This is a genomic window from Ruegeria sp. BB7 (assembly GCF_056539365.1).
In genome coordinates, this window is the sequence record NZ_JBQFUV010000006.1 from 147,371 (window position 1) to 173,471 (window position 26,101).

Below are 26,101 nucleotides of genomic sequence, written 5' to 3' on the forward strand. Positions count from 1 at the left end.
ATCCAGCCGCATGGCGGCTCAGACTGGGTGAAACAAAACCACACCAACCTGACATCAACCTGTCACGCGGCAAAATTCTGTTAGGGCCTGATGAAATTTCTGCTTGTCGAAGACAATATTGACCTCGCGAATGCGGTCAGTTCCCGAATGCGGCTGGATGGCCATGTTATTGATCACGCAGCGAATTTGGATGATGCGACCGCTTACGTAGAAACCGAGGAATATGACCTGATCCTCTTGGATATTATGCTGCCAGATGGGGATGGCCGAGACTTTCTGAAACGCCACCGGGCAGGCCGTTTGGACACGCCCGTGATCGTTTTGACCGCCCGTAGTCAGGTTTCGGACCGAATCGGTTCGCTTGATCTGGGGGCCGACGACTACGTGACCAAACCTTTCGACCACGCCGAGCTTGAGGCGCGCTGCCGCGCTGTGCTGCGCCGAAAATCAGGCATCACGAAATCGACAATCGAGATGGGCGGCGTGGTGTTTGATCCGGTGGCCGGTCATTTAACGGTGGGGGGGGACACCGTATCTTTGCGAAACCGTGAACTGCGCTTGATGGAGCTGTTCATAAACGCCCCCGGTCACGTATTTTCGAAGCAAAAGCTGGCAGACAGATTGTTCTCTTACGACGACAACGTGTCGGACAATGCTATCGAGGTGTATGTCGGCCGCTTGCGCAGGCACCTTGAAAAGTCAGAGCTGAAAATAACCACTTTGCGCGGTCTGGGATACAGGTTGGATCATGATCGATAATCCGACCGTTTCTGGATCTTTGCGGAACAGGCTTGTGCTGACATTGATCGGCGGCGCGGCGGTTCTTGCAGTTCTTCTGTTTTTCGCGGTTCGAAACTATGCGGCCCAAGTGGCCCAGCAAGGTCAGGACAACATTCTGGAGGCGTCAGTCGCATCCATCCTTGATGCTGCCGCGCTCAGGGATGGGGTGCTTGAGGTGGATATTCCCTATGCGGCGTTCTCGATGCTAAGCACCCCGTCGGATGACCGGGTGTTTTATGCCATCTTTCAGGATGGAGAGTTCCTGTCTGGATATGAGGACCTTCGCTTGGCCGGAGGGGTGGAAGAGAGCGATTGGTCCTTCAAATCCGGCGAATTGCGCGGGGAACGTATCCGACAGGTCAGCGCCAGCCGCACGCTGGTCGGCTTGGGCAGGCAAACGGAAATTGAGGTCGTGCTGGGCCAGACACAGGATGCCCTATCACAAACGCTGGATCAGATTTCGCGAAATGCCGCCCTATTGGGATTGGGCTTCTTTCTTCTTACAGCGGCACTTTCCTTTTGGGTTACCTCGACGACCATCGGGCAGCTCAACAAATTGACGACGTCGGTGACGCGACGAGGCCCACAGGATTTGAGCCCCTTCAAGAAACCGGTCCCTCGGGAAATGGCACCATTGGTGACGTCTTTGAATTCACTGATGGGCCGTTTGGATCAATCGCTCAGCCAGTCCGAGGACTTTATTGCCGAGGCAGCCCACCGGGTGCGAACGCCGCTCGCAACCGTCAGATCATATGCCGAGGCAACGCTCCACCGGGTTGAGCGAAAAGATAACCGCGAGGCCCTGCGTGCCATGGTTCGCGCCATTGACGAAAGCTCTCGTGCTGCGGGGCAGCTTTTGGATCATGCAATGATCACGTCCCGTGCCGATCGCCTTGAACGCGAAGATGTGGATCTGGTCGAATTGATCCGCGAGCTGGTTCAGCGATTAACGCCAATTGCGGAAATGAAGGAGCTGTCACTTTCGCTGACAGGCGACCCCACGGTTCCCTATTCCGGTGATCCAATTCTGATACAAAACGCGGTGCGCAACATGATCGACAATGCGCTGAAATATGCACCAGCGGATAGTGCAGTTGAAATAGAGGTCAACGCGAAGCCTGAGGTGAAGGTAAGCGACTCGGGTCCGGGCTTCCCTCCTGAAGAAATAGGTCAACTGACGCGACGGTTTGAGCGTGGCAAAAACGCAGTTGGAACGATTGGATCGGGCTTGGGGTTGACCATCGCCGAGGATGTGGCGACCGCACATGGCGGCACATTGGTTCTGACAAATCAGCCAAAGGGGGGCGCATGCGTTATCTTATCGCTCTAGTCCTGCTCGTGTTGCCCGGCATGGGGTTGGCCGAAGATTGGGAAGATCGCCTGATCTTTAACGAAGGTGCCGATGGGCCTCGTCTCCGGGTTATTTCAAGTACGGATACGGTTTTGTTTGCACCGTTGATAGAGGGTTTTGTCGCCCAAAACCCCCTTATTAGTATCGAATACCTTGTCTCTGGCACCGCCGATATCAACGAGCGTGTTCGCGCCACGCCCGACGCTTTCGATGTTGTTGTCTCCAGTGCAATGGATCTGCAACTGAAGCTGGCAAATGATGGCTTTGCATTGCCTTTGGATGATATTCAAACACCGTCCTGGGCGCAGTGGCACCAAAGTTTGTTCTCGTTTACGACGGAACCTGCAGCCATAGTTATCAATCGCACTGCGTTTGAAGGTCAGCAACTTCCGCTGACACGCCAAGGGTTGATCGAAATACTGCGTGAACGCCCCGAAGAATTTCGCGGCAAAGTAGGAACCTATGATGTCCGTGAGTCCGGCCTCGGTTATCTTTTCGCGACGCAGGATGCCCGTGCTTCCGAAACATACTGGCGTTTGATGGAGGTTATGGGCGGTTTGGATGTTCTATTGTATTGTTGTTCGGGCGAAATGATCAACGATCTTGCCGACGGGACGCTTTTGGTCGCTTACAATGTCCTTGGCAGCTACGCCGCAGTCCGCACTGAGGGCAAGGATACCCTAGAGGTTATTCTACCAACTGATTTTCAAACCATCATGATGCGGACAGCTTTGGTTTCACAGGCAACGCAGGAACCGGATGCGGCCGGGGAATTCGTCCGCTACCTGATCGCAGAGAAACCAGCATCGCAGGATATTCAGTCTTCGCTGCCGCCGCTTTCGTCTGAGGACAGTTCAGCGGATCGAGAGGCCATCGGATTGAACCCGGCTTTGCTGACATTTTTAGATGACCTGAAGCGCAGAAAGTTCTTGTCCGCATGGGAAGATGCAGTAATCCAGTAGTGGTCGTGCCCTTTATTGAAAAGGAGGGCCGACCTTTTCGAGCGGCCCACCCAAAGCAATCGATGCGAATTGGCGTGCTATGTAACGCGACCCGAGCTTCCATGGTGGCTAGCTGCAGAAAGGCTGTTACGTTAACGGCGAAACTTATCATTTAGGGTGTGGTTTCGGTATATGTGGGACAGGTCAAATCAACGGCGGGGTTGGATATCTGTGCGATTGACCCACATAAGATTGCAGTGTTGATTTTGTCGAAGATTGTGCTGTGGCGAAACACCGACAAGACGAGGGAGGCGTCTGGTGGGAAACGTGTTTAACCGGCTGCGCGCCTCGAACGAACCGTTGAAGAGGCGACAGAGACTGCGTTTCTTGTTTACCCAAGATGCCATTGAAAAAGGGAAATTGAATGGAACTCAATGACGAAATTCGCATCGCGGCACCGCGGGACGTGGTGTATCGGGCCCTGAACAACCCCGAGATTCTGCAAGAGTGCATCCCGGGTTGCGAGGAGTTGATCCAAAATTCACCCGAGGCGCTCGAGGCGAAAGTTGTCCTGAAAATCGGTCCGGTCAAAGCAAAGTTCGCTGGCGAGGTGACTTTGGACAATACAAATGCGCCTGGCGGATTTTCACTGTCCGGCGAGGGGAAGGGAGGAGCGGCAGGTTTTGCCAAAGGTGGCGCAGATGTGACGCTGACCGAGGACGGAGATGAGACGGTTCTGGCCTATGCTGCGAAGGTCGAGGTTGGGGGCAAGATTGCCCAATTGGGTAGCCGCTTGATTTCGGGAACAGCCAAGAAATTGTCAGGCAAGTTCTTCACCCGGTTCGGTGAGATCGTATCGGAACAGTCGGTGTCCTAACCTGGAGGAATATCGATCTGGTTGGCTTACCGCAGATGCGTTGTCGCGCGAGGCGGTTCAAGAACTGCGCCGAAATCGGCCTGCTTAACACAAAGCTGGTGGAATAGTATTGATTTAGGAAATTTGGTGCCCAGGAGAGGACTCGAACCTCCACGTCCATACGGACACTAGCACCTGAAGCTAGCGCGTCTACCAATTCCGCCACCTGGGCAGGTGTCGTGGAGGGGCGTTTAAGCCTACTGACGGGGGGCGTCAACTAGATTCGGAAAGATTTTTGAAAGTTTTTTGGTCCACGCCTAAAGCGTCTTGGAGGTCTCTGTTCTTTCCCGGATGCGCGGCGTTATTGCGTCTTGTTTGCCGGGACTTTGGGCGGTAGATCGGATCAAGACCTATCAGCAGGAGCCCTCTCATGTCCAAATTGGTCACGATTTATGGTGGATCGGGATTTGTCGGTCGGTATATCGCCCGGCGCATGGCAAACGAAGGGTGGCGTGTGCGGGTCGCGGTGCGGCGCCCGAATGAGGCGATGTTCGTCAAACCCTACGGCGTTGTCGGTCAGGTTGAACCTATTCTATGCAACATCCGAGACGATGCATCGGTTGCGTCCGTCATGCACGGGGCCGACGCGGTGGTGAACTGCGTGGGTGTGCTGAACGAACTAGGCAAGAATGCATTTGGTACCGTGCAGGCCGAAGGGGCCGAACGGATCGCGCGGATCGCCGCTGAGCAGGGCGTTGAGCGGCTGGTGCATATTTCAGCCATCGGAGCGGATGCGGAGTCAAACAGCGAATATTCTCGAACCAAGGCTCAGGGTGAAGCCGGAGTGCTGGCGCATATGCCGAACGCGGTAATCCTGCGCCCATCGGTCATTTTTGGGGTCGAAGACCAGTTCTTTAACCGCTTTGCGGGGATGACCCGTATGGGGCCGTTCCTGCCTCTGGTCGGCGCTGAAACCAAATTCCAGCCGGTTTATGTGGATGACGTGGCCAAGGCTGCCGTTCAGGGTGTTCTGGGGCAGGCCGAGGCGGGTATCTATGAGCTGGGCGGGCCTGAGGTGAAAACCTTCCGCGCGCTGATGCAGCAGATGCTGGAGGTGATCCATCGCCGCCGCGTGATCGTGGGTATGCCATTCTTGGCCGCGCGGATTATGGCGGGTGTTCTGGACATTGCGAAATTCGTCAGCTTTCAGCTGTTCCCCAACAACATTCTGACGCGTGACCAACTGAAGAACCTGCGCCGTGACAATGTAGTGTCTGAAGGTGCCAAAGGTTTTGAGGATTTGGGGATCGAACCGGCCACGCTGGAATCCGTTTTGCCAGACTATCTGTGGAAATTTCGCCCCTCTGGGCAGTATGACGAAATTCAGAAGTCGGCCAGCAACCTGCGGACCTAATCAGCTGTACGCGATTATCAGCAGGATTGCGCCCAGAATCACGCGATAGATGACATACGGCGTGAAGCTGACGCTGCGCAGCAGGCGCATCATGAGGCTCAGCGCCAACAGGGCTGCGAAAAAAGCAAAAAGGGCGGCAATTGCGCCGTCTTTAGCCAATTGGGCATCTGCTTTTCGGATGACATCCACGGACAACAAAGCACCCGAGGCGATGATTGTCGGGATCGACATCAGCATTGCAATTCGCGCCCCGTCTTCCCGGCTGTAACCCAGTTGCCGAGCGCCAGTAATGGTGATTCCTGAACGCGAAGTGCCGGGGATCAGTGCCAGAACCTGCCAAAGCCCCATGATCATCGCGTCGCGCAGACCCCAGTCACCGGCCTGCTTCGTTTGCGGTCCTTTCTGGTCCATCCAATAGAGTAGCAATCCAAAACCCAGCATGGTCCATCCAATTAATGCCATGGAACGCAGAGACTGGCTGAGCCCGCTATTGAACAGGAAGGTGCCAACTATAACGGTAGGAATCGTTGAGATGATGAGACCCATCGCCAAACGCGCCTGTGGGGTATCGACTTTTCCTGTCAGGGCGCGCGGCAGACCGGATGCGGCCTGTTTCACGTCGGACCAAAAGTACAGAACCACAGCCCCCAGCGTGCCGACATGCACGGCAACATCTATGGCCAAACCCTGATCGCCCAAACCCGTTAGGCTGGGCAATAGGATCAGGTGACCCGAAGATGAAATCGGCAGAAATTCAGTGATACCCTGAATAATCGCCGTGAGAATCAACTGGAAAAGACTCATCTGACCTGCCGTGCTGCCCTCACGCATTCTTTGTGAGAAATGGGTATAAGCGTGCTGCAGAAATTGAAAGCACCTTAATAAGTCCGAATCGGAACTAAAATGTTCAATTATTTTACAGATAGTTTCCGGATCGATTGATTTTTTCTAAATTAGGTCAGCACTATTGCCTTTTCATTTGTGATGACATCTCTTAAAGAAACTCGACCAAGCCAATTCATGGAGTCTGACCCGTGGCCAAGCAACCGATGCTGAAATTTGTGCAGATCGACCGGGACATGCCGGAAAAACGTGCCGCCGAGGTGCGCAAAGAAGACTTCAATGAAATCTACGCGGAATATGCGTCGGCGAAAGCGCAGGAGCAGGCCAGCCGCTGCAGCCAGTGCGGTGTTCCCTATTGCCAGTCGCACTGCCCGCTGCACAACAATATCCCCGACTGGTTGAACCTGACCGCCACTGGCCGTCTGGAAGAAGCTTATCAGACCAGCCAAGCCACCAATACTTTTCCCGAGATTTGTGGCCGCATCTGCCCTCAAGACCGTCTGTGCGAAGGAAATTGCGTTATCGAGCAATCGGGCCACGGCACTGTCACCATCGGCACCATCGAGAAATACATCACCGACACCGCTTGGGACAAAGGCTGGGTGAAGCCTGTCGCGCCTGCTGCTGAGCGCAGCGAAAGAGTTGGCATTATCGGTGGTGGTCCTGGTGGTCTGGCCGCAGCAGACATGCTGCGCCGCGCCGGTATTCAGGTCACCGTATATGATCGCTATGACCGCGCGGGCGGGTTGCTGATGTATGGTATTCCGGGCTTCAAGCTGGAAAAAGACATCGTGCAGCGCCGCAATGATCTGCTGGCCGATGGTGGGGTTGAGTTCGTCCTGAACTGTGACGTGGACGCTGCCAAGTTCGAAGAGATCCGCGCCAAGCACGACGCGGTGATTATCGCGACCGGTGTTTATAAATCCCGTGATCTGTCCATGCCGGGCAGTGGTCTGAATGGCATTGAAAAAGCCATCGACTTCCTGACTGCCTCGAATCGCAAGAGCTTTGGTGACGCAGTTGAGGATTTCGACAATGGTCGCCTGAACGCCGATGGTAAGAAAGTCGTCGTGATTGGCGGCGGTGACACCGCGATGGATTGCGTGCGCACATCTATTCGGCAGGGCGCGACCTCGGTCAAATGCCTGTATCGCCGCGACCGCGCCAACATGCCGGGTTCGCAGCGCGAAACGCAGAACGCCGAGGAAGAAGGCGTGATTTTTGAATGGCTCAGCGCACCCAAGGGGTTCACCGGTGACGACAACGTGTCTGGTGTGATGGTGCAGAAGATGCGCCTAGGCCAGCCCGACGCCTCAGGCCGTCAGGCGCCCGAGGTGATCGAAGGCGCGGATTACGTCGAAGAGGCCGATCTGGTGATCAAAGCGCTGGGTTTCGAGCCCGAAGACCTGCCCACCCTGTTTGGTCAACCCGACCTGCCCGTGACCCGCTGGGGTACCGTCAAGGCCGCCTTCCAGACCGGTGAGACCGATATGGATGGCGTCTATGCGATTGGTGACATCGTGCGCGGTGCCTCTCTGGTGGTTTGGGCGATCCGCGACGGGCGCGACTGCGCCGATGCGATCATCGACAGGTTCAATGCTAAGGCTGCAGTCGCAGCCGAGTAACTCAACGCCCAGCGACAGGAGGGTTCGAATGCCCGAATTGCAAGGCCAATGCATGTGTGGCGCGGTTACAGTGACCGCCACCCCGGCGCGCGACGCGCTGGGTGCCTGCCATTGCGATCAGTGCCGCCGCTGGACCAGCTCGATGCTGGTGACCTTTCAGGCCGAACCGGGATACGCCGCGCTGGGACCCGTCAAGGTCTTTGCGTCTTCGGATTGGGCAGAACGCGCGTTTTGCTCGGATTGCGGATCGGCGCTGTGGTACCGGATCACCCTGCCCGGGGAAATGCACGGACAAACACAAATGGCCGCCGGATTGTTCGACAACGGAACCGGAAGCCCCCTGAAACTTGAACTCTATATCGACAAAAAGCCCGAGGGATACGCGTTCGAGGGAGAACGCAGGCAAATGACCAAAGCCGAGGTCGAAGCCATGTATGCCCTGCCGGAAGAAGGAGACAGCCAATGACCAAATATGATGCCGATTGGGTGCGGGCCGAAGAAGCCAAGCGCAAATGGATGGCGGAAAACGGTCTCTATTCAGAGGAAGAAGAGCATTCTTCCTGCGGCGTGGGCCTTGTTGTATCCGTTGACGGCAAGCCGTCGCGCAAGGTTGTGGATGCCGGGATAGATGCGCTCAAGGCAATCTGGCACCGTGGTGCTGTAGACGCTGACGGCAAGACCGGCGACGGCGCGGGCATTCATGTACAGATCCCGGTACCCTTCTTCTATGATCAGATCCGTCGCACAGGCCACGAGCCCAATCTGGATGAACTTATTGCCGTTGGTCAGGTCTTTCTGCCCCGCACCGATTTCAGCGCGCAGGAGCGGTGCCGGACCATCGTTGAAACCGAAGTTTTACGCATGGGCTACTACATCTATGGCTGGCGCCATGTGCCGGTGGACGTAACCTGCTTGGGCGAAAAGGCAAACGCGACCCGCCCCGAGATCGAGCAGATCCTGATCTCGAATTCCAAGGGCGTTGATGAGGAGACATTCGAGCGTGAGCTCTATGTCATCCGTCGCCGCATCGAAAAAGCCGCTGCGTCTGCAGGGATTTCCGGTTTGTATCTGGCGTCGCTCAGCTGCCGCTCGATCATTTACAAGGGCATGATGCTGGCCGAGCAGGTTGCCGTGTTCTACCCCGACTTGATGGACGAACGCTTTGAATCGGCGTTTGCGATTTATCACCAGCGCTATTCGACCAACACTTTCCCGCAATGGTGGCTGGCGCAGCCGTTCCGCATGTTGGCCCATAACGGCGAGATCAACACGCTGAAGGGCAACATCAACTGGGTTAAAAGCCACGAAATCCGCATGGCGTCCTCGACCTTTGGAGACTATGCCGATGATATCAAACCGATCATCGCAGGAGGATCGTCAGATTCGGCTGCGTTAGACTCTGTTTTTGAGGTTCTGGTCCGCGCTGGGCGTTCTGCCCCCATGGCGAAAACCATGCTGGTGCCGGAAAGCTGGTCCAAGCAGGCGGTGGAACTGCCGCAGGCCTGGCGTGACATGTATTCTTACTGCAACTCGGTGATGGAACCTTGGGACGGCCCCGCCGCATTGGCCATGACCGATGGCCGTTGGGTCTGTGCCGGGTTGGACCGGAATGGCCTGCGTCCGATGCGCTATGTGGTGACGGGCGATGGTCTGGTCATCGCGGGGTCCGAGGCGGGCATGGTGCCAATTGACGAAGCCACCGTGACCGAAAAAGGCGCGCTGGGACCGGGGCAGATGCTGGCCGTAGATATGAAAAAGGGCAAGCTCTACCGCGACACGCAGATCAAGAACAAACTGGCCCGTGCGCTGCCATTTGGCGAATGGGTTGGTAAGATCAACGATCTGGATGCTACGCTGAGCGGTGTGACCGAACGGCCCCTGTTTGCAGGTGAGGAGCTGCGCAAGCGCCAGATCGCTGCCGGGTATTCGGTTGAAGAACTGGAGCAAATCTTGGCGCCCATGGCCGAGGATGGCAAGGAGGCGCTGGCCTCGATGGGCGATGACACGCCTTCGGCCGTGCTGTCCAAACAATACCGCCCGCTGAGCCATTTCTTCCGCCAGAACTTCAGCCAAGTAACGAATCCACCGATCGACAGTTTGCGTGAATACCGTGTGATGTCGCTGAAGACGCGTTTCGGTAACCTTAAGAACGTGTTGGACGAAGACAGCAGCCAGACCGAGATCATCGTTCTGGAAAGCCCCTTTGTCGGCAATGCTCAGTGGGAAACTCTGGTCGAGAATTTCAACTCTCCATTGGCCGAGATCGACTGTAGCTTTGAGCCCGGCGAAGGAGCATTGGATCGTGCTTTGACCCGTATTAGAGCCGAATCTGAGGAGGCAGTGCGCTCGGGTGCCGGGCATTTGGTGCTGACTGATCAGTATTCTGGGCCGGACAAGGTGGCGATGCCGATGATTCTGGCCACCAGTGCGGTGCACAGCCATCTGACCCGCCAGGGGTTGCGGACCTTCTGTTCGCTCAATGTGCGTTCGGCGGAATGTATTGATCCGCATTACTTTGCGGTGTTGATCGGCTGCGGTGCGACTGTGGTGAACGCCTATCTGGCCGAAGATTCGCTGGCTGACCGCATTGAACGCGGCTTGTTGGACGGTTCGTTGACCGAGAATGTGGCCCGCTACCGCGAGGCGATTGATCAGGGTCTGCTCAAGATCATGGCCAAGATGGGTATCTCGGTTATCTCGTCTTATCGCGGTGGCCTGAATTTTGAGGCTGTCGGCCTTAGCCGTGCCATGGTGGCAGAGTATTTCCCGGGTATGACCAGTCGTATTTCGGGCATCGGTATTCACGGAATCCGGGTCAAGGCCGAGGCAATCCATGCCAAGGGCTGGACCAGCGGTCTGGACGTGCTGCCCATTGGTGGTTTCTACAAGGCGCGCAAGTCTGGTGAGACCCACGCGTGGGAAGCAACCTCGATGCATATGATGCAAATGGCCTGTAACAGAGCCTCATATGAGTTGTGGAAGCAGTATTCGGCCAAGATGCAGTCGAACCCACCGATCCACCTGCGTGACCTGATGGATTTCAAACCCATGGGCAAGCCGGTCCCGATTGAAGAGGTCGAATCCATCACCTCGATCCGCAAACGCTTTGTCACGCCGGGCATGTCGCTTGGGGCGCTGAGCCCCGAGGCACACAAAACGCTGAACGTGGCGATGAACCGGATCGGAGCCAAGTCTGACTCGGGCGAGGGCGGCGAAGACCCGGCGCATTTCGTGCCGGAGCCCAACGGTGACAACCCGTCGGCCAAGATCAAGCAGGTCGCTTCGGGCCGGTTCGGGGTGACTGCCGAATACCTGAACCAGTGTGAAGAGCTGGAGATCAAGGTCGCGCAGGGTGCCAAGCCGGGCGAAGGTGGTCAGTTGCCGGGCATGAAGGTGACAGACCTGATCGCGCGCCTGCGCCATTCGACCAAGGGCGTGACCCTGATCTCGCCGCCGCCGCACCACGATATCTACTCGATCGAAGATCTTGCGCAGCTGATCTACGACCTGAAACAGATCAACCCGCGCTGCAAGGTTACGGTGAAACTGGTGGCGTCCTCGGGCGTTGGCACGATTGCCGCTGGTGTCGCCAAGGCCAAGGCGGATGTAATTCTGATCTCGGGCCACAACGGCGGCACGGGCGCATCGCCTGCGACATCCATCAAATATGCCGGGCTGCCGTGGGAGATGGGACTGACCGAAGCGCATCAGGTTCTGGCGATGAACAATCTGCGCGACCGCGTGACCCTGCGGACTGACGGTGGCCTGCGGACCGGTCGTGATATCGTTATGGCTGCGATGATGGGGGCTGAGGAATACGGCATCGGCACCGCCGCCCTGATCGCGATGGGCTGTATCATGGTACGTCAGTGCCAGTCGAACACCTGCCCGGTCGGTGTCTGCACGCAGGACGAGGACCTGCGCGCCAAGTTCACCGGCAACGCGGATAAGGTTGTGAATCTTATCACCTTCTACGCGCAGGAAGTGCGTGAGTTGTTGGCCAGCCTTGGTGCGCGCTCGATCGACGAGATCATTGGTCGGGCCGATCTGTTGGCACAGGTCAGCCGGGGCTCGGCACATCTGGATGATCTGGACCTGAACCCGCTGCTGATCACTGTCGATGGTGCGCATGACATCGTCTACAACCGTGACAAGGATCGGAATGCGGTACCTGACACGCTGGACGCCGAGATCGTGCGCGATGCGGCGCGGTTCCTGAAAGACGGTGAAAAGATGCAGTTGTCCTACGCGGTGCAGAACACGCACCGGACTGTCGGTACGCGCGTCTCAAGCCACATTGTGCAGAATTTCGGCATGCGGAATACGTTCCAGTCGGACCACCTGCATGTCAAACTGCAGGGCTCGGCCGGTCAGTCGCTAGGAGCCTTTGCAGCACCGGGTCTGAAGCTGGAAGTGTCGGGTGACGCCAACGACTATGTCGGCAAGGGCCTGTCGGGTGGCATGATCGTCGTGCGCCCGCCGCAGGTCAGCCCGCTGAAGGCGGATGACAACACCATCATCGGCAATACCGTCCTGTACGGGGCCACCGATGGGTACTTGTTCGCTGCCGGCCGCGCCGGTGAACGGTTTGCGGTACGGAACTCGGGCGCCAAGGTGGTGATCGAGGGCTGTGGCTCGAACGGGTGTGAGTACATGACCGGCGGTGTGGCTGTGATTCTGGGAGATATCGGTGCCAACTTCGGCGCGGGCATGACAGGCGGCATGGCCTATCTGTACGACCCCGAAGGCAAGGCCGAAAAGCTGATGAACATGGAAACACTGGTGACCTGCCCGGTGACCGTCGACCATTGGGAAGATCAGCTGAAATCGATGATCGAAACCCATCAGTCTGAGACCTTCAGCCGCAAGGCCGCTGACATTCTGCAACATTGGGATGTGGAAAAAGCCAACTTCCTGCAGGTCTGCCCGAAAGAGATGCTGAACAAGCTCAGCCATCCTCTGACCAACGAAGCAGAAGCAGTTCCGGCTGAATAAGCCAGGCGATCATCCGAAAACAACAAAGCCCGCGTGTCACGAAAAGCACGCGGGTTTTCCTTGTCTTAAAGTAATTTCCCCTCGTTAATTGCGATTTAATGCCGACCACGTTTAGTTGTGGCCATAGTTATTTTGGGAAATGCAGGCAGATTGCAGCCCAGAGAAACAAGGAGGTGAAAGCAGTCGCATGCCGATGACCTATACGGATCAGTTCTTTGTTCTGGACCCGGCCAATCCAGGAGCCAATGGGACGGTGCCTGGCTCGACTTTGACGGTGCAGAAGTTTGATATTGTCGATCAGAACGACAATGATCTGATCAATCGCCTGAACGGTGATTCCGTTGATGGTGTCGACATCACATCCTCTTTTTTCAACGACATGGTGACGGTTGAGTTAAGCGATGGCACTCAGGTCTCTTATACCGGTGTGACGTTTTATCTGGCGGATGGGCGTGAGGTGTTTACACCCACCGATGGCCAGGTACTGCAGGACGGTGCTTTCGTCAGTTCGTCCATTACAGATACCAGCGATACGGGGGCCTCATTCGGGTCCGTCAATATTGCAAATGGTGATCTTGGCCCGCCCTGTTTCACGCCTGGCACGATGATCGGCACACCCGAGGGGCCTCGATTGATCGAGGATTTGAAAGTAGAGGATTTAATCACCACCACAGATCATGGCGACCAGCCCTTACTTTGGGTGGGGCGCACCAAGGTGCAGGCGCAGGGTAAACTGGCCCCCATCCGATTCGAGGCCGGGGTATTGGGGCTGAATCATCCGCTGACCGTATCTCCGCAGCATCGAATGCTGATTGCTGACTGGCGCGCGCCTTATTTGTTTGGACATTCCGAGGTGCTGATTGCGGCGCATTGCCTGGTTAACGGGCGCACTGTCACGCGCGTCGAAAGTGGTGAGGTCGAGTACATCCATCTTTTGTTTGCACAGCATGAGATCGTCATAGCCAACGGGGCGAAAAGCGAAAGCTATTATCCGGGCCACGCAATTTCCCAGGTGGAGCAGGACACGCAGGACGAAGTATTGCGTCTGTTCCCGGAACTGCGTTCTCGTAATCCGGTGCTGCCGGAAACCGCGCGCCCGGTCATCCGCCCGCGCGAGGCCCGCGCGCTGGCGATATAAACCGTTCCAAACCGGTTCGCCGCGTCGTATAGCAACAGGATGGCAAAGAAAGCAGCGCGCAAGTCGAGCAGTAAGAAAAGCAAGGCGTCGAAGGCTAAGATACAGACCCTATCGCGGATTCGTCGATGGGTTACGCGTGTCCTGTTGGGCGTCGTGGTCTTTTTCGTTGGTCTGGTGATGCTCTATTCGGTGGTGAATCCGCCAATAACCCATACAATCTGGTCCGAATGGCGCCGGTTGGGCAAGGTCGAACGTGACTGGGTGCCGATCGAAGAAATCTCTCCGGTCATGGCCCGTGCTGTTGTTGCAGCCGAGGACGCTAACTTCTGCCGGCATTGGGGATTTGATGTCGAAGCCATCCGCGATGCGTTGGAGGATGGCGGTTCGCGCGGGGCGTCCACGATTACTCAGCAAGTCGTAAAGAACGTGTTCCTGTGGCAGGACCGCAGTTGGGTGCGCAAGGCGCTGGAAACTTCGATTACACCTGTTGTCGAGATTTTCTGGAGTAAGCAGCGCATTCTCGAGGTCTATTTAAACGTGGCCGAGACCGGACAGGGCGTGTTTGGCGTCGAAGCGGCAGCGCGGCGCAACTTCAATGTAAGTGCCGCAAAGTTAAGCCCGGTGCAGGCCGCGCGGATTGCTGCCATTCTGCCCTCGCCCCGCAAACGGTCGGTCACCGACCCTTCGGTGTTCACCCGCAGGCGGGCGTCGTCCATTCTGGAAGGAGCGGCCACCATCCGCGCAGATGGTCGCGCGGATTGTTTCGAGGATTGAAACTTATCGCCCCTCAAGGCTAAAGCTGGGGGGGTATTCACTGGTTCGATTGGAAGCCCATGGCGCGACTGTTTCATGTTCCCCTGTCCCCCTATTGCCGCAAGGTCCGCCTGTCTCTGGCAGAAAAAAAGATCGAGGTTGAGCTGGTCGAAGAGAAATACTGGGAGAAAGACCCGGATTTCCTGCGCCGCAACCCTGCTGGCAAAGTGCCAGTGCTGCGTCTGGATGGACATGTCATGGCAGAAAGTGCTGCGATTTGCGAATATATCGAGGAAACCCGACCTGAGCCTGCGCTGATGCCAAAGACGGCCGAGGCGCGATACGAGGTGCGCCGGCTGGTGGGGTGGTTCGATGACAAGTTCCACCACGAGGTGACTTCTAAGCTTTTGTATGAGCGGGTTAACAAGAAGGTCACGGGTGAGGGCTATCCCGACAGTAAGAACGTCAAGGAAGGTGCGCGGGCGATCAAGTATCATCTGGATTACATGGCATGGTTGCTGGATCACCGTCGGTGGCTGGCAGGGGATCAGATGACCTTGGCGGATTTTGCCGCTGCTGCACATCTCTCGGCGCTGGATTACATTTCGGATGTGGATTGGAACCGTTCTCAGGCGGTTAAGGATTGGTATGCCAAGATTAAATCCCGCCCTGCATTCCGGTCTATTCTGGCGGATCAAGTGCCCGGCTTCCGGCCACCGCCGCATTACGCCGATCTGGATTTCTGATAGTGTAAAAAGGGGGCTGTCTGCCCCCCATCGCGCAGTTGCGCGATTCCCCCCGAGGATATTTTTAGCCAGATGAAGAGCGGATCGGGTTTAAAGGAAAAGTTGGTGGCGCAGGCGCTGAACGAAGGATTTGTATCCTGTCGTATCTGTCGTCCGTGGGATGTGCCGCAGGTTCCGGCCCGGTTGGACGCGTTCTTAAAGGCCGGATATCACGGGCAGATGGGGTGGATGGCCGAGCGGTCCCATTGGCGGGGCGATCCGGCGGCGCTTTGGCCCGAGGCGCAATCTGTCATCATGCTGGCCGAAAGTTATACGCCTGAACATGATCCGACTGAGGTTTTGGGCTACCCGGACAAGGCGGCAATCTCAGTCTATGCGCAAAACAAAGATTACCATGATCTGGTCAAGAAGCGGCTGAAGCGATTGGCGCGTTGGCTGATCGCCGAAGCTGGGGGTGAGGTGAAGGTGTTTGTCGATACCGCGCCAGTGCCGGAAAAGGCTTTGGGTCATGCAGCCGGATTGGGTTGGCAGGGCAAGCATACTAATCTGGTCAGCCGGGACTGGGGCAATTGGGCTTTTATAGGGTCTGTTTTTACCACTCTGGACCTGCCTGCCGATATGGCTGAGGTGGACCATTGCGGCTCGTGCCGGGCCTGTCTGGATGCCTGTCCGACCGATGCTTTTCCGGCCCCCTACCAGCTGGATGCAACACGCTGCATTTCCTATCTGACCATCGAGCACAAAGGCCCGGTGGACGAAGAGTTGCGGGGTAAGCTCGGCAACCGGATTTACGGCTGCGACGATTGTCTGGCGGCCTGTCCTTGGAACAAGTTTGCAGTTGCGGCCAGCGATATGCGCTATGCTGCCCGGGATGATCTGAAAGCACCTGCTCTGGCGGGATTGGCGGTGCTGGATGATGCGGCGTTTCGCGCGAAGTTTTCAGGATCGCCGGTCAAACGCATCGGGCGGGATCGGTTTGTGCGCAATGTGCTCTATGCCATCGGAAACTCGGGCAGGGCCGAGCTTCGGCCCGTTGCGCAGGGTTTGACGGATGATCCGGACCCCACGGTTTCCGACGCTGCGCGCTGGGCGGTGCAACGATTGCCATAAGTGCCGCAAACAGGCTGGACGTGCCGGTCCAAACCGCTAAACCCATCCGCAGCGAACAGGAAGGAGAATCCGATGGCGTTGGCTTTGGGGGTGGATACGGGCGGAACCTACACGGATGCGGTGCTGATCCGGGATGAGCGTGAGGTTATCGCCTCGGCCAAGTCCCTGACCACGAGGGCAGATCTGGCGATTGGCGTGGGCAAGGCGATTCAGGCGGTTCTGGATGCGGCGCAGGTGGCGCCGGAGCAGATTTCGATGGCGTCGCTGTCGACCACCTTGGCGACAAATGCGCTGGTCGAAGGGCAGGGCGGGCGCGTCGCGCTGATCTATATCGGGTTCAAGGACGGCGATCTGGACAAGCACGGGCTGCGGGATGCGTTGAAAGGTGATCCGGCGCTGGTTGTCGGGGGTGGTCACACCCATGCCGGCGGCGAAGCTGCACCGCTGGATGTGGCGGCGCTTGAGGCGTTCTTAGACTCTCACAAAGGCATTTCGGGTTTTGCCATTGCGGCGCAGTTCGCCACCCGGAATCCGGCGCATGAGCTGGAGGCGGCGCGGATCATTGCGGAAAAGACGGGCGCTCCGGTCACATGTTCGCATCACTTGTCAGCCAAGCTGAATGGCCCCAAGAGGGCAGTGACCGCGGTGCTGAACGCTCGACTGATCGGGATGATCGACCGGTTGATCGGGCGGGCGCAGGACCGGTTGCTGGAATTGGGTATCACTGCGCCGATGATGGTGGTGCGTGGGGATGGTGCCCTGATGAGCGCCGAGCAGGCGCGTGAACGGCCGATTGAAACCATCCTCAGCGGCCCGGCGGCTTCGATTGTCGGGGCAAGCTGGCTGACGGGCACTGAGAACGCCCTTGTGTCTGATATCGGAGGCACGACCACCGATGTGGCGCTGATCCGCGACGGTAAGCCTGCGATTGATCCAGCTGGCGCCCAGGTCGGTGGCTTCCGCACCATGGTCGAGGCGGTCGCGATGCGCACCCATGGCCTGGGTGGTGACAGTCAGGTGCATGTGGTGACCGAAGGGTTGGGCGGCGGTGTTTATCTGGGGCCGCGACGAGTTTTGCCGGTATCGCTGATTGCGTCCGAAGCGCCTGAGGTCGTTCATGTCGCTTTGGACGCGCAGTTGCGGGCAACGACAGTGGGCGAGCATGACACGCGTTTCGCTCGCCGCGTTCCCGGTATTCATGCCGAAGGTTTGGGTGCGCGGGAAGAGGACCTGCTTGAAAGGCTGGGTGACAAGGTTCTACCGCTCAGCGATTTACTGCGGACCCGGATAGAGAACGGGGCTCTGGCGCGGTTGGTGGATCGTGGGATCGTTCAGGTCTCGGGCGTGACGCCATCGGATGCCAGCCATGTTTTGGGTCGGTTGGATTCCTGGGATCGGGATGCCGCGCACAAAGCGCTGGAACTGATCGCGCGCAAGCGGATCGGAACTGGTGACAGGCTGGCCAAGACGCCGGAGGAACTGGCGCAGATCATCGTGGACCAGCTGACCGAACAAACCACATTGACCTTGTTAGAGACTACTTTTGCAGAAGAGGCTGAGGCTTTTGGCGTTCCGTCGGCTGATCTTGCCCGCCATGTACTGACGCGAAGGGGCCTGTCTGGTCACCGAGGTCTGTTGGCGCTGGATACGACGTTGAACGTCGATGTGGTAGGCCTCGGGGCGTCGGCGCCCAGCTATTACCCTGCGGTCGGTGAGCGTCTGCGCTGTCACATGATCCTGCCAGAACATGCAGGCGTGGCCAATGCCATCGGTGCCGTGGTGGGCCGCCTAACCCTGCGCAGAACCGGGACGGTCACGTCCCCGTCCGAGGGCCGGTTCCGGGTTCACCTCGAAGACGGACCACAGGATTTCAACGAATCCGACGCGGCGTTGGAATTGTTGGAATCGGTGTTGCGAACCGAGGCTAAAGATGCGGTCCGTGAAGCTGGTGCAGCGGATATCCGGGTCGTGGTCGACCGGGATGTCCGAACCGCAAGGATTGAGGCGCAGGACGTGTTTGTCGAGGCCACGATTACCGTCGAGGCCAGCGGCCGCCCTCGAGTGGCGACAGGGTAGGCTCGATTTTTGAAAGACACACTGACACTGCCCCAAGAATGCGAAAAACCACATTCTTTCACTTGTAGTGTTAAGTTTCCATTCCTATTTTAAGATCAAAGGGTAACGCTGCACAGATGTGTATTGCCATGCCCACCGGAAGATGTCGGAGCTGGCCACGAGCGCTGACTATAAACAATCGTGGCAAGCTGGCCAAACGCGTGGTGCCACATACCGTAAGGGTCCCCCACGCATGAGATTGGAGTGATGCTATGTTAGCGTCCCTGCTTCTCGAAGCCAGTGGTCCAAAGGGCGGAAGGTTCCGCTTCAAGGTCTCAGTCAACCTTGGATGGTTGAGCTGGTTTTGGGGCAACTGACTAAACTATGAGACCACGAAGGGGTCGCCAAATGGTGGCCCCTTCATCGTTTTAACAGCCTCTTTATTCAGCTGCGTCGCGCTTGGGCAGAACCCATCCTGCGCGTGGGAAATGGCAGGTATAGCCGTTCGGGATACGCTCCAGATAATCCTGATGCTCGGGCTCTGCCTCCCAGAAATCACCGACGGGTTCGACCTCGGTCACCACTTTGCCGGGCCAGAGGCCACTGGCATTCACATCGGCGATGGTGTCCAGCGCGACCTGCTTTTGCCCGTCAACCACATAGTAAATGGCCGAACGATAGCTCATCCCCCTGTCATTACCCTGGCGGTTCACCGTGGTGGGATCGTGAATCTGGAAGAAGAACTCCAGCAAATCACGATAGGTGATTGTGGCGGGGTCGAAAAAGATCTCGATCCCTTCGGCATGAGTGCCATGGTTGCGATAAGTGGCATTGGGCACGTCACCACCCGTATAGCCGACGCGCGTGCGAGACACCCCCGGCAGCTTGCGGATCAGGTCCTGCATGCCCCAGAAGCAACCTCCGGCCAGAACGGCACGTTCTTCGGTCATTGGATTTCCTCCACATGGATCAGATATTCACCATACCCTTCGGCCTCCATCTCATCACGATGGATGAACCGCAGAGCGGCAGAGTTGATGCAATAGCGCAGCCCGCCATGTTCGCGCGGACCGTCCGGAAACACATGTCCCAGATGGCTGTCGCCATGTTTTGAGCGGACTTCGGTGCGAACCATACCATGAGTGGCATCGTGGAATTCTTCCACATGCTCATGGATGATGGGTTTGGTAAAGCTGGGCCAGCCACAACCGGATTCGTATTTGTGGGTCGAGGCAAACAGCGGCTCACCCGAGACGATGTCTACATAAATTCCCGGTTCCTTGTTGCTCAGGTATTTACCGGTGCCGGGGCGCTCGGTTCCACTGCGCTGAGTGACATGAAACTCTTCGGGCGACAGGGCGGCGATGGCCTCGGGGTCTTTGGTATAGCGGGTCATGGCTCCTCCGGTCATTTTTCCTGTGGCATAATCTGGGGGCAGGGACGTGGAAATCAAAGCCCTATTTCAATGCGCTCGCGCAGTCGTGCGGTTGATCCGCAGGCTCGACCGTGACGTATACCAAAACAATAGGGAGGTATTGCCATGGTTCGCGTTTTTCTTCTGACTGCATTGATTTTGATAGGCCGTGCGGTTCAGGCGGCCCCTGTAAGTGGTGAATTTGCCTCGATCGACGGTGGGACATTGTCCATCGACGATTGGCGGGGCCGGCCGGTATTGGTCGTCAATACAGCGTCGCAATGCGGATTTACCGGCCAATATGCGGCTCTACAAAAGGTTTATAAGGATTATTCTGATCGTGGATTGATTATTTTGGCTGTGCCGTCGGATTCTTTCAACCAAGAACTGAACACAGCAGATGAGGTTAATGAATTCTGCGAGCTGAACTACGGCCTGACGCTACCAATGACAGATATTACCCCGGTGACTGGCCCGGAGGCGCATCCATTCTATAAGTCCGTGGCAGTTCAGACAGGGTTTGTTCCGAGGTGGAATTTCAACAAGATCCTGCTGGATTCGAAAGGTTCGGTCGTTGCTACCTACGGAGCCAACGTTAAGCCCGACGCGCCCAAGTTGCTGCGTCAAGTGGAAACCTTGCTGCCCTGAAGCGGCTGCCGCGACAATTGCACAGCAAGAATGCCCAACGTCGTGATTCCGACGCCCACAACGTCCAATGGGCCCAGTTTTTCGCCCAGCAGAATGGCGGCGATGGTAACGCCGAAAACAGGATTGAGAAAATGGAAGGTCGCTGCGCGGGTGGCACCGATCCGGTCCAGCAGCAATACCCAAATCAGCGTGGCCAACAGCCCAGGGAACAAAGTGGTGTAGGTGAAGGCCAACGCCAAAGGCACTGTCAGATGGATATAGATCGTTTCAAACAAAGGTGCAGCGACGAACAGAACGGCCGATCCGACCAACATCTGCAACCCGACCACCATCATGAAATTCCCACCCGAGGTCGCCCCGCGTATGGTTAGCGTGGCAAAGGTCAGCGCCAGCGCCCCGATACAGCAGAGGGTTACGCCAAACAGGTCGACACCGCCTCCGATGCGGGTGCTCATGATCAGGGCCACGCCAGCGAAGCCTGCACATAAGCCCAAAACCGCAAATGGGCGCAGCCTCTCTCCAAGAAACAACCACCCGGCCAACGCCACAAGCAGTGGCATGGTCGAGGCTATGATGGCAGCAACAGAGGCCTCAACAGTTTGCATTGCATAGAAGTTCAGACCCAAATAAAGGGCGTTTTGGCAAATTCCGAACAGGATCGTCGCGCGCCACTGAGGCCGCGTCAGGTTCCAGTTTTGACCCATGGCGCGCGCAATGGCGACGCCCAGACATCCAGAAATCAAAAATCGAAGAGCCAGTGAAAATAGCGGAGACGCATCAGCAACGATAATCCGCGCTGAGGTAAAGGCCGACGACCATATGAAGGCAAAAACCAGCCCCATGGCAATTGCGCGTAAGTCCATAGGGCCTCCTGTCACGTCGCTGGGACTGTTCCCGATTTCCAATTTGGCTGCAAGCTTTGCTTGTCAAAAAGCCTCACCATCACATCACGCTCGCATCTGGGGGCGGTTCTTTGGCTGTCTAATTGTTCTGGTTGTTCGCGTGGTCATTCATGATTGGACAGTGCGCTGATGCTTCCAAGGTGTGACCAGACCACTACTGTTTACCCAACGTGAACAGATTGTTTCTTGTTCGTTTGTTTGGATGCTTCACAATGGCGTGTGCAAGAAAAGCCCGAAAACTCAGCGGGCACATTGGAATCGGATAGGTGTGCGAAAACAAAAAAGGCAAATCAAAGCGTCCTGAAAAAGCGTCGAGTGGATAACTAAAAGGAGCAAGATGAATGAAGCCTACAAAAGTGCCAAACCCCTCACAAAATGCAATCGACAAGCTCGAGGAGTTAAGTTTCGACTTCCCGGAAATCGACGTTCCAGACGTCGAATTGCCAGATTTACCAGTGGACGTTTCTGCCCCTGAAGCCCCGACGTTTCCTGAGCTGTCTTTGCCCGAGGACGCGGCGGCAGAAATCGACATACCGGCAGCCCAATTGCCAACAGAAATCTTTGATCTGGGGTAGTCAGGCGAAATCTGTCTTAGCTATGACAGTTCTATAAACGCCACCAGCAAGCTGGGGCTAGCTCAGGTGATCGAGCAGTCGTTCACGATCCGCAAAACAAAAAAGAAAAAGGGCCCCCAAAAGGCGGCCCTCAATCGTAAGCAGTGAAAGCTGGGATCAGCCGTTCACGCTGTCTTTCAGTGCTTTTGCAATGGTCATTTTGACCACCTTGTCAGCTTCTTTTTTGAACTGCTCGCCGGTGGCGGGGTTGCGCACCATGCGCTCGGGGCGTTCACGGCAGTAGATTTTGCCAACGCCGGGCAGGGTCACTGCGCCGCCGGCCGAAACTTCGCGGGTGATCAGGCCGGTCACGGCCTCCAGCGCGGCGTTTGCAGCTTTCTTGTCGGTTCCCATTTCCTCAGCGAGAGCAGCAACCAGCTGAGTCTTTGTCATAGGCTTTGCCATTTCTTGGTCTCCTTAACGTGCCCGATACATAGGGCCTCACCGCGTAACTGTAACGGGATATTGTGGCCGAACACAACGAATAGTAGCGCGAAAAACCCTAAAAATAGGGGGAATCCGTTGTTTTTTTGCGTCAGAGAAAGGCCGTTTCGTCAAATGAACGCAATTTCCGGCTGTGCAGACGCTCTAACGGCATGCCGCGCAAATGTTCCATCGCGCGAATTCCGATCGCCAGATGGCGACTGACCTGAGTGGTATAGAACGACGAAGCCATGCCGGGAAGCTTTAATTCCCCGTGCAACGGCTTGTCAGACACGCACAGCAACGTGCCATAGGGGACGCGGAACCGATAGCCATTGGCAGCAATCGTTGCGCTTTCCATATCCAGCGCGATTGCACGGGATTGGCTTAGGCGCTGGACCGGGCCGGACTGATCGCGCAGCTCCCAGTTGCGGTTATCGACCGAGGCAACAGTGCCGGTGCGCATGATCCGTTTCAGCTCATACCCCTCCAGTTCGGTGACTTCGGCCACTGCCTGTTCCAGCGCCACCTGAATCTCGGCCAGCGGTGGGATTGGCACCCAGACGGGCAGGTCATCGTCCAGAACTTTGTCCTCGCGCAGATAGGCATGGGCCAGCACAAAATCCCCCAGCGCCTGTGTGTTGCGCAGCCCGGCACAGTGGCCCACCATCAGCCAGGCATGAGGGCGCAGCACCGCGATATGATCGGTGGCAGTTTTCGCATTGGACGGCCCGACGCCGATGTTCACCAGCGTGATCCCGGATCCGTCCGCGCGTTTCAGGTGATAGGTCGGCATTTGCGGCAGTTTCAGGGGTTGCTCAAGTACCCCATCAGCCTTTGTGATCTGCGCATTTCCGGTTGAGACAAAGCTGGTATAGCCACTGTCGGGGTCAGCCAGTTGCGTCCTGGCATAGTTTTCGAACTCGGACACATAGAACTGGTAGTTGGTGAACAACACGTGGTTCTGGAAATGGCTGGGATCGGTCGCGGTGTAATGCGACAGGCGCGCAAGTGAGTAATCGACCCGCTGCGCGGTGAACAGGGCCAGCGGGCCGACCTCATTCTCGGTGTCATGGACACCATTGACGATGTCATCGTTGGTTGTGGCCAGGTCTGGCACGTCAAACACATCGCGCAGAGTGAAACTGGCCGCCCCCTGATGCGGGACAACCAGGTCCGGATTGTTGGCAACGGCAAAATGCACCGGGATGGGTGTGTCCGAGGCGCCAATCGTCACCGGCTGATCATGGTTCCGGATCAACAGTGCGATCTGTTGGGTCAGGTATGATCGGAACAGATCGGGCCGCGTGACGGTGATTACGTGGGTGCCGGGCTCCGACACGTGACCAAAGCTGAGGCGGCTGTCGACCTGTGCATAGGATGACGTTTTAATGCGAATTTCCGGGTAATAGGCTCTGAATCGCTCGGCCGGGGCATCGCCTTCCATCGCCTCGGCAAAACTGTCGCACAGGAATTTGGTCGCTTGGTCATAAAGCTGTTCCAGCCGCGCGACGGCCGCAGCAGGGTCAGTAAATTTCTCAGGTGCCGGTACGCCGGGTGTTCGAATAATCGTCATGCAAGAGGTTCCAAAAGATCGATCTTTTCAAATGTGCGCACGTCCACCAGTCCAAGGTCTGATATCCGTAGCTCGGGGATAACGACCAGAGCCAGCAAGGAGTGCTGCATATACGCGTTGTTCAGCCGACAACCGCAGGACTGCATTGCCGCGACCATCTGTTCCGCTTTTGCCGCCACGTCGGTCGCCGGGCTGTCCGACATCAATCCCGCGATGGGTAGCTCAACCAACGCCAGTTCCTCACCATCACGGAAGATTGTGATACCACCTCCCACCTCGGCCAGCCGGTTCGCGGCCAACGCCATCTGATCGCGGTCGGTCCCCACAACGATCATATGGTGGCTGTCATGGGCCACGGTTGATGCCATCGCCATTTTGCCCTGATAGCCAAAGCCCGAGACAAAGGCGTTTGTCACACCTCCGGTCGCGCGGTGACGTTCGACCAAGGAAATCTGGCAGACGTCGCCTTCACCTTCAACCAGACCGCCGATTATCGGCAGTTCAGCCTTCAGCGCTTTGGTTGGGGCCTGATTCTCCACAACGCCGATCACATTGGCCTGTACTCGATTGGCGCCCGCAGGCGCTTTGATTTCAAAATCCGTCGCGGTCAACGCGTGACCCAGATGCACGGTGTTGCGGGCGGTCTCAGGCCAGTCCAAGTGCGGACAGTCTACGGCGATTGCTCCATCCTCGGCCACCGTCCGACCTCGCGCGATAACTAACTCGATGGGCAGATCACGCAGGTCCGAGCTGAGGATAATGTCTGCCCGCCGCCCCGGCGTGATTGAGCCGATCTCACGTTCCAGCCCAAAATGGGTCGCGGTGTTGATCGTCGCCATCTGCAATGCGATCAGCGGATCGCAGCCGCAGGCAATCGCATGGCGCACAACACGATTCATATGTCCATCATTGACCAGCGTTCCGGAATGGCAGTCATCCGTGCACAGGATAAAGTTGCGGGGGTCCAGCCCTTTTTCGGTTACGGCGGTGATCTGGCTTTCCACATCGTACCAAGCTGAACCCAGCCGCATCATCGACCGCATTCCCTGTCGCACGCGGGCTATGGCGTCGGCCTCATAGGTGCCTTCGTGGTCATCTGCCGGGCCTCCGGCAACATAGGCCGCAAATTCAGGCCCTAAATCGGGCGAAGCATAGTGTCCGCCCACGGTTTTACCCGCCCGCTGGGTTGCCGCGATTTCTGCCAGCATCTTTGGATCGCCATGGATTACGCCAGGAAAGTTCATCATTTCACCCAAACCGATGATACCCGGCCAGCCCATCGCTTCTGCCACGTCTTCGGGCGTGATCTCATAGCCCGTGGTCTCCAACCCTGGGGCGGATGGGGCGCAAGACGGCATTTGGGTGAAGATATTCACCGGCTGCATCAGCGCCTCGTCATGCATCATACGCACGCCGTCCAATCCCAGCACATTGGCGATTTCATGCGGGTCGGTGAACATCGAGGTGGTGCCGTGCGGAATCACCGCGCGGGCAAACTCGGCCGGAGTCAGCATGCCCGATTCGATATGCATATGGGCGTCGCACAGGCCGGGCAGCATATAGCGCCCCTTTGCTTCGATGATCTGTGTATCCGGGCCAATGCAATGCGATGCGTCGGGCCCAACAAATGCGATGCGTCCTGCGGCAATGGCGATGTCGTGGTCGGGTAAAGTTTCGCGGCTGTGCACGTTCACCCAGATACCGCCGCGAATGACCACATCAGCGGCTTCGCGCCCGGCGGCAACAGCAATCAATTGGGGGGCGACATCGGGCCAGCTTGGGAAAGGTGTGTATTCCATGATTCAACTTTCCCGAATGATGCGAAAGGTTCAACCCCTGCCGAACAGCTATCATAAAACCGTCACGCAGCGCGCCAGCGCTGCTTGGCCCAACCAGAGGAGGTGCCCCGTCGGGGCA

22 protein-coding genes and 1 tRNA gene are annotated in these 26,101 nt (G+C 57.1%); 15 read left to right on the top strand and 8 right to left on the bottom strand.

Annotated elements, in window-relative coordinates; translation table 11 throughout:
* Positions 1–90 precede the first annotated feature (90 nt).
* From ACR0D7_RS12155 to ACR0D7_RS12170, 4 genes are all read left to right on the top strand, one after another.
* A complete protein-coding gene (locus ACR0D7_RS12155) occupies positions 91–759 on the top strand; it encodes a response regulator transcription factor (RefSeq protein ID WP_480679242.1) in 669 nt (222 codons plus the stop codon).
* Positions 749–2,110, top strand: a complete 1,362-nt coding sequence (locus ACR0D7_RS12160; RefSeq protein ID WP_480679243.1) for a sensor histidine kinase — start codon at positions 749–751, stop codon at positions 2,108–2,110. Before ACR0D7_RS12155 ends, ACR0D7_RS12160 begins: the two co-directional genes overlap by 11 nt.
* Complete coding sequence (locus ACR0D7_RS12165) at positions 2,089–3,093, top strand: ABC transporter substrate-binding protein (RefSeq protein WP_480679244.1); 1,005 nt, start codon at positions 2,089–2,091, stop codon at positions 3,091–3,093. Before ACR0D7_RS12160 ends, ACR0D7_RS12165 begins: the two co-directional genes overlap by 22 nt.
* A 403-nt stretch (positions 3,094–3,496) precedes the next feature.
* The gene (locus ACR0D7_RS12170) at positions 3,497–3,949 is read left to right on the top strand and encodes an SRPBCC family protein (RefSeq protein ID WP_480679245.1); all 453 of its coding nucleotides are present in this window, start codon (positions 3,497–3,499) and stop codon (positions 3,947–3,949) included.
* Positions 3,950–4,073: 124 nt separating this feature from the next.
* On the opposite strand, the gene ACR0D7_RS12175 is transcribed toward ACR0D7_RS12170, so the two are convergent.
* Positions 4,074–4,160 (bottom strand) — tRNA-Leu (locus ACR0D7_RS12175).
* Positions 4,161–4,358: 198 nt separating this feature from the next.
* Between ACR0D7_RS12175 and ACR0D7_RS12180 the strand changes: the two genes are divergently transcribed.
* Positions 4,359–5,342, top strand: coding sequence for a complex I NDUFA9 subunit family protein (locus ACR0D7_RS12180; RefSeq protein WP_480679246.1), 984 nt, complete (start codon positions 4,359–4,361; stop codon positions 5,340–5,342).
* On the opposite strand, the gene ACR0D7_RS12185 is transcribed toward ACR0D7_RS12180, so the two are convergent.
* On the bottom strand, positions 5,343–6,146 hold the full coding sequence (locus tag ACR0D7_RS12185) for an undecaprenyl-diphosphate phosphatase (protein ID WP_480679247.1): 804 nt from the start codon (positions 6,144–6,146) through the stop codon (positions 5,343–5,345). It lies immediately after the preceding gene.
* A 230-nt stretch (positions 6,147–6,376) separates the two neighbouring features.
* Between ACR0D7_RS12185 and ACR0D7_RS12190 the strand changes: the two genes are divergently transcribed.
* The 8 genes from ACR0D7_RS12190 to ACR0D7_RS12225 all read left to right on the top strand — a co-directional run bounded on the left by ACR0D7_RS12190 (position 6,377) and on the right by ACR0D7_RS12225 (position 18,628).
* Entirely contained in the window at positions 6,377–7,810 is a 1,434-nt protein-coding gene (locus ACR0D7_RS12190; RefSeq protein WP_480679248.1) for an NAD(P)-dependent oxidoreductase, read from the top strand.
* Positions 7,811–7,838: 28 nt separating this feature from the next.
* Positions 7,839–8,276 (top strand): GFA family protein, encoded by a 438-nt coding sequence (locus ACR0D7_RS12195; RefSeq protein ID WP_170382476.1) that lies wholly within the window; start codon positions 7,839–7,841, stop codon positions 8,274–8,276.
* Positions 8,273–12,805, top strand: coding sequence for a glutamate synthase large subunit (gltB, locus tag ACR0D7_RS12200; protein ID WP_480679249.1), 4,533 nt, complete (start codon positions 8,273–8,275; stop codon positions 12,803–12,805). The genes ACR0D7_RS12195 and gltB overlap by 4 nt, the downstream gene beginning before the upstream one ends.
* Positions 12,806–12,992: 187 nt before the next feature.
* Positions 12,993–13,943: a Hint domain-containing protein gene (locus ACR0D7_RS12205; RefSeq protein WP_480679250.1), complete on the top strand. Its 951-nt coding sequence runs from the start codon at positions 12,993–12,995 to the stop codon at positions 13,941–13,943.
* 39 nt (positions 13,944–13,982) lie between these two features.
* A complete protein-coding gene (gene mtgA / locus ACR0D7_RS12210; protein ID WP_480679251.1) occupies positions 13,983–14,717 on the top strand; it encodes a monofunctional biosynthetic peptidoglycan transglycosylase in 735 nt (244 codons plus the stop codon).
* A gap of 59 nt (positions 14,718–14,776) precedes the next feature.
* Positions 14,777–15,442: an FtsZ-binding protein FzlA gene (gene fzlA, locus ACR0D7_RS12215; protein WP_170570728.1), complete on the top strand. Its 666-nt coding sequence runs from the start codon at positions 14,777–14,779 to the stop codon at positions 15,440–15,442.
* A gap of 72 nt (positions 15,443–15,514) precedes the next feature.
* Positions 15,515–16,552, top strand: coding sequence for a tRNA epoxyqueuosine(34) reductase QueG (gene queG / locus ACR0D7_RS12220; protein WP_480679252.1), 1,038 nt, complete (start codon positions 15,515–15,517; stop codon positions 16,550–16,552).
* Between the two features lie 72 nt (positions 16,553–16,624).
* Entirely contained in the window at positions 16,625–18,628 is a 2,004-nt protein-coding gene (locus ACR0D7_RS12225; protein WP_480679253.1) for a hydantoinase/oxoprolinase family protein, read from the top strand.
* A 419-nt stretch (positions 18,629–19,047) separates the two neighbouring features.
* Here ACR0D7_RS12225 and msrA read toward each other — a convergent pair whose 3' ends face one another.
* Both msrA and msrB read right to left on the bottom strand, forming a co-directional pair.
* Positions 19,048–19,557, bottom strand: coding sequence for a peptide-methionine (S)-S-oxide reductase MsrA (msrA, locus tag ACR0D7_RS12230; protein WP_480679254.1), 510 nt, complete (start codon positions 19,555–19,557; stop codon positions 19,048–19,050).
* The gene (msrB, locus tag ACR0D7_RS12235; protein ID WP_170570716.1) at positions 19,554–20,003 is read right to left on the bottom strand and encodes a peptide-methionine (R)-S-oxide reductase MsrB; all 450 of its coding nucleotides are present in this window, start codon (positions 20,001–20,003) and stop codon (positions 19,554–19,556) included. Before msrB ends, msrA begins: the two co-directional genes overlap by 4 nt.
* Before the next feature lie 144 nt (positions 20,004–20,147).
* On the opposite strand from msrB, the gene ACR0D7_RS12240 reads away from it, so the two are divergent.
* Positions 20,148–20,669, top strand: coding sequence for a glutathione peroxidase (locus tag ACR0D7_RS12240; protein WP_480679255.1), 522 nt, complete (start codon positions 20,148–20,150; stop codon positions 20,667–20,669).
* Here the strand turns inward: ACR0D7_RS12240 and ACR0D7_RS12245 are convergent.
* Positions 20,645–21,532: a DMT family transporter gene (locus ACR0D7_RS12245; RefSeq protein WP_480679256.1), complete on the bottom strand. Its 888-nt coding sequence runs from the start codon at positions 21,530–21,532 to the stop codon at positions 20,645–20,647. The two genes, ACR0D7_RS12240 and ACR0D7_RS12245, sit on opposite strands and share 25 nt — an antisense overlap.
* A gap of 380 nt (positions 21,533–21,912) precedes the next feature.
* Here ACR0D7_RS12245 and ACR0D7_RS12250 point away from each other — a divergent pair, with 380 nt between their 5' ends.
* Positions 21,913–22,146: a hypothetical protein gene (locus ACR0D7_RS12250; RefSeq protein ID WP_480679257.1), complete on the top strand. Its 234-nt coding sequence runs from the start codon at positions 21,913–21,915 to the stop codon at positions 22,144–22,146.
* Between the two features lie 156 nt (positions 22,147–22,302).
* Here ACR0D7_RS12250 and ACR0D7_RS12255 read toward each other — a convergent pair whose 3' ends face one another.
* The 3 genes from ACR0D7_RS12255 to ade form a co-directional block, all read right to left on the bottom strand.
* Positions 22,303–22,590: an HU family DNA-binding protein gene (locus ACR0D7_RS12255; protein ID WP_170349467.1), complete on the bottom strand. Its 288-nt coding sequence runs from the start codon at positions 22,588–22,590 to the stop codon at positions 22,303–22,305.
* Positions 22,591–22,720: 130 nt separating this feature from the next.
* Positions 22,721–24,184: an AMP nucleosidase gene (locus ACR0D7_RS12260; RefSeq protein ID WP_480679258.1), complete on the bottom strand. Its 1,464-nt coding sequence runs from the start codon at positions 24,182–24,184 to the stop codon at positions 22,721–22,723.
* The gene (gene ade / locus ACR0D7_RS12265; protein ID WP_480679259.1) at positions 24,181–25,983 is read right to left on the bottom strand and encodes an adenine deaminase; all 1,803 of its coding nucleotides are present in this window, start codon (positions 25,981–25,983) and stop codon (positions 24,181–24,183) included. The genes ACR0D7_RS12260 and ade overlap by 4 nt, the downstream gene beginning before the upstream one ends.
* Between the last annotated feature and the right edge of the window lie 118 nt (positions 25,984–26,101).

Excerpts from the sequence above, each read along its gene's own strand:
- fzlA (WP_170570728.1), top strand. The coding sequence starts at position 14,777 with ATGGCGCGACTGTTTCATGTTCCCCTGTCCCCCTATTGCCGCAAGGTC.
- queG (WP_480679252.1), top strand. The coding sequence starts at position 15,515 with ATGAAGAGCGGATCGGGTTTAAAGGAAAAGTTGGTGGCGCAGGCGCTG.
- ACR0D7_RS12170 (WP_480679245.1), top strand. The coding sequence starts at position 3,497 with ATGGAACTCAATGACGAAATTCGCATCGCGGCACCGCGGGACGTGGTG.
- ACR0D7_RS12155 (WP_480679242.1), top strand. The coding sequence starts at position 91 with ATGAAATTTCTGCTTGTCGAAGACAATATTGACCTCGCGAATGCGGTC.
- ACR0D7_RS12195 (WP_170382476.1), top strand. The coding sequence starts at position 7,839 with ATGCCCGAATTGCAAGGCCAATGCATGTGTGGCGCGGTTACAGTGACC.
- ACR0D7_RS12185 (WP_480679247.1), bottom strand. The coding sequence starts at position 6,146 with ATGAGTCTTTTCCAGTTGATTCTCACGGCGATTATTCAGGGTATCACT.
- ACR0D7_RS12255 (WP_170349467.1), bottom strand. The coding sequence starts at position 22,590 with ATGGCAAAGCCTATGACAAAGACTCAGCTGGTTGCTGCTCTCGCTGAG.
- ACR0D7_RS12205 (WP_480679250.1), top strand. The coding sequence starts at position 12,993 with ATGCCGATGACCTATACGGATCAGTTCTTTGTTCTGGACCCGGCCAAT.
- gltB (WP_480679249.1), top strand. The coding sequence starts at position 8,273 with ATGACCAAATATGATGCCGATTGGGTGCGGGCCGAAGAAGCCAAGCGC.
- ACR0D7_RS12240 (WP_480679255.1), top strand. The coding sequence starts at position 20,148 with ATGGTTCGCGTTTTTCTTCTGACTGCATTGATTTTGATAGGCCGTGCG.
- ACR0D7_RS12250 (WP_480679257.1), top strand. The coding sequence starts at position 21,913 with ATGAAGCCTACAAAAGTGCCAAACCCCTCACAAAATGCAATCGACAAG.
- mtgA (WP_480679251.1), top strand. The coding sequence starts at position 13,983 with ATGGCAAAGAAAGCAGCGCGCAAGTCGAGCAGTAAGAAAAGCAAGGCG.
- ACR0D7_RS12180 (WP_480679246.1), top strand. The coding sequence starts at position 4,359 with ATGTCCAAATTGGTCACGATTTATGGTGGATCGGGATTTGTCGGTCGG.
- ACR0D7_RS12160 (WP_480679243.1), top strand. The coding sequence starts at position 749 with ATGATCGATAATCCGACCGTTTCTGGATCTTTGCGGAACAGGCTTGTG.
- ACR0D7_RS12260 (WP_480679258.1), bottom strand. The coding sequence starts at position 24,184 with ATGACGATTATTCGAACACCCGGCGTACCGGCACCTGAGAAATTTACT.
- ACR0D7_RS12225 (WP_480679253.1), top strand. The coding sequence starts at position 16,625 with ATGGCGTTGGCTTTGGGGGTGGATACGGGCGGAACCTACACGGATGCG.
- msrB (WP_170570716.1), bottom strand. The coding sequence starts at position 20,003 with ATGACCCGCTATACCAAAGACCCCGAGGCCATCGCCGCCCTGTCGCCC.
- msrA (WP_480679254.1), bottom strand. The coding sequence starts at position 19,557 with ATGACCGAAGAACGTGCCGTTCTGGCCGGAGGTTGCTTCTGGGGCATG.
- ade (WP_480679259.1), bottom strand. The coding sequence starts at position 25,983 with ATGGAATACACACCTTTCCCAAGCTGGCCCGATGTCGCCCCCCAATTG.
- ACR0D7_RS12245 (WP_480679256.1), bottom strand. The coding sequence starts at position 21,532 with ATGGACTTACGCGCAATTGCCATGGGGCTGGTTTTTGCCTTCATATGG.
- ACR0D7_RS12165 (WP_480679244.1), top strand. The coding sequence starts at position 2,089 with ATGCGTTATCTTATCGCTCTAGTCCTGCTCGTGTTGCCCGGCATGGGG.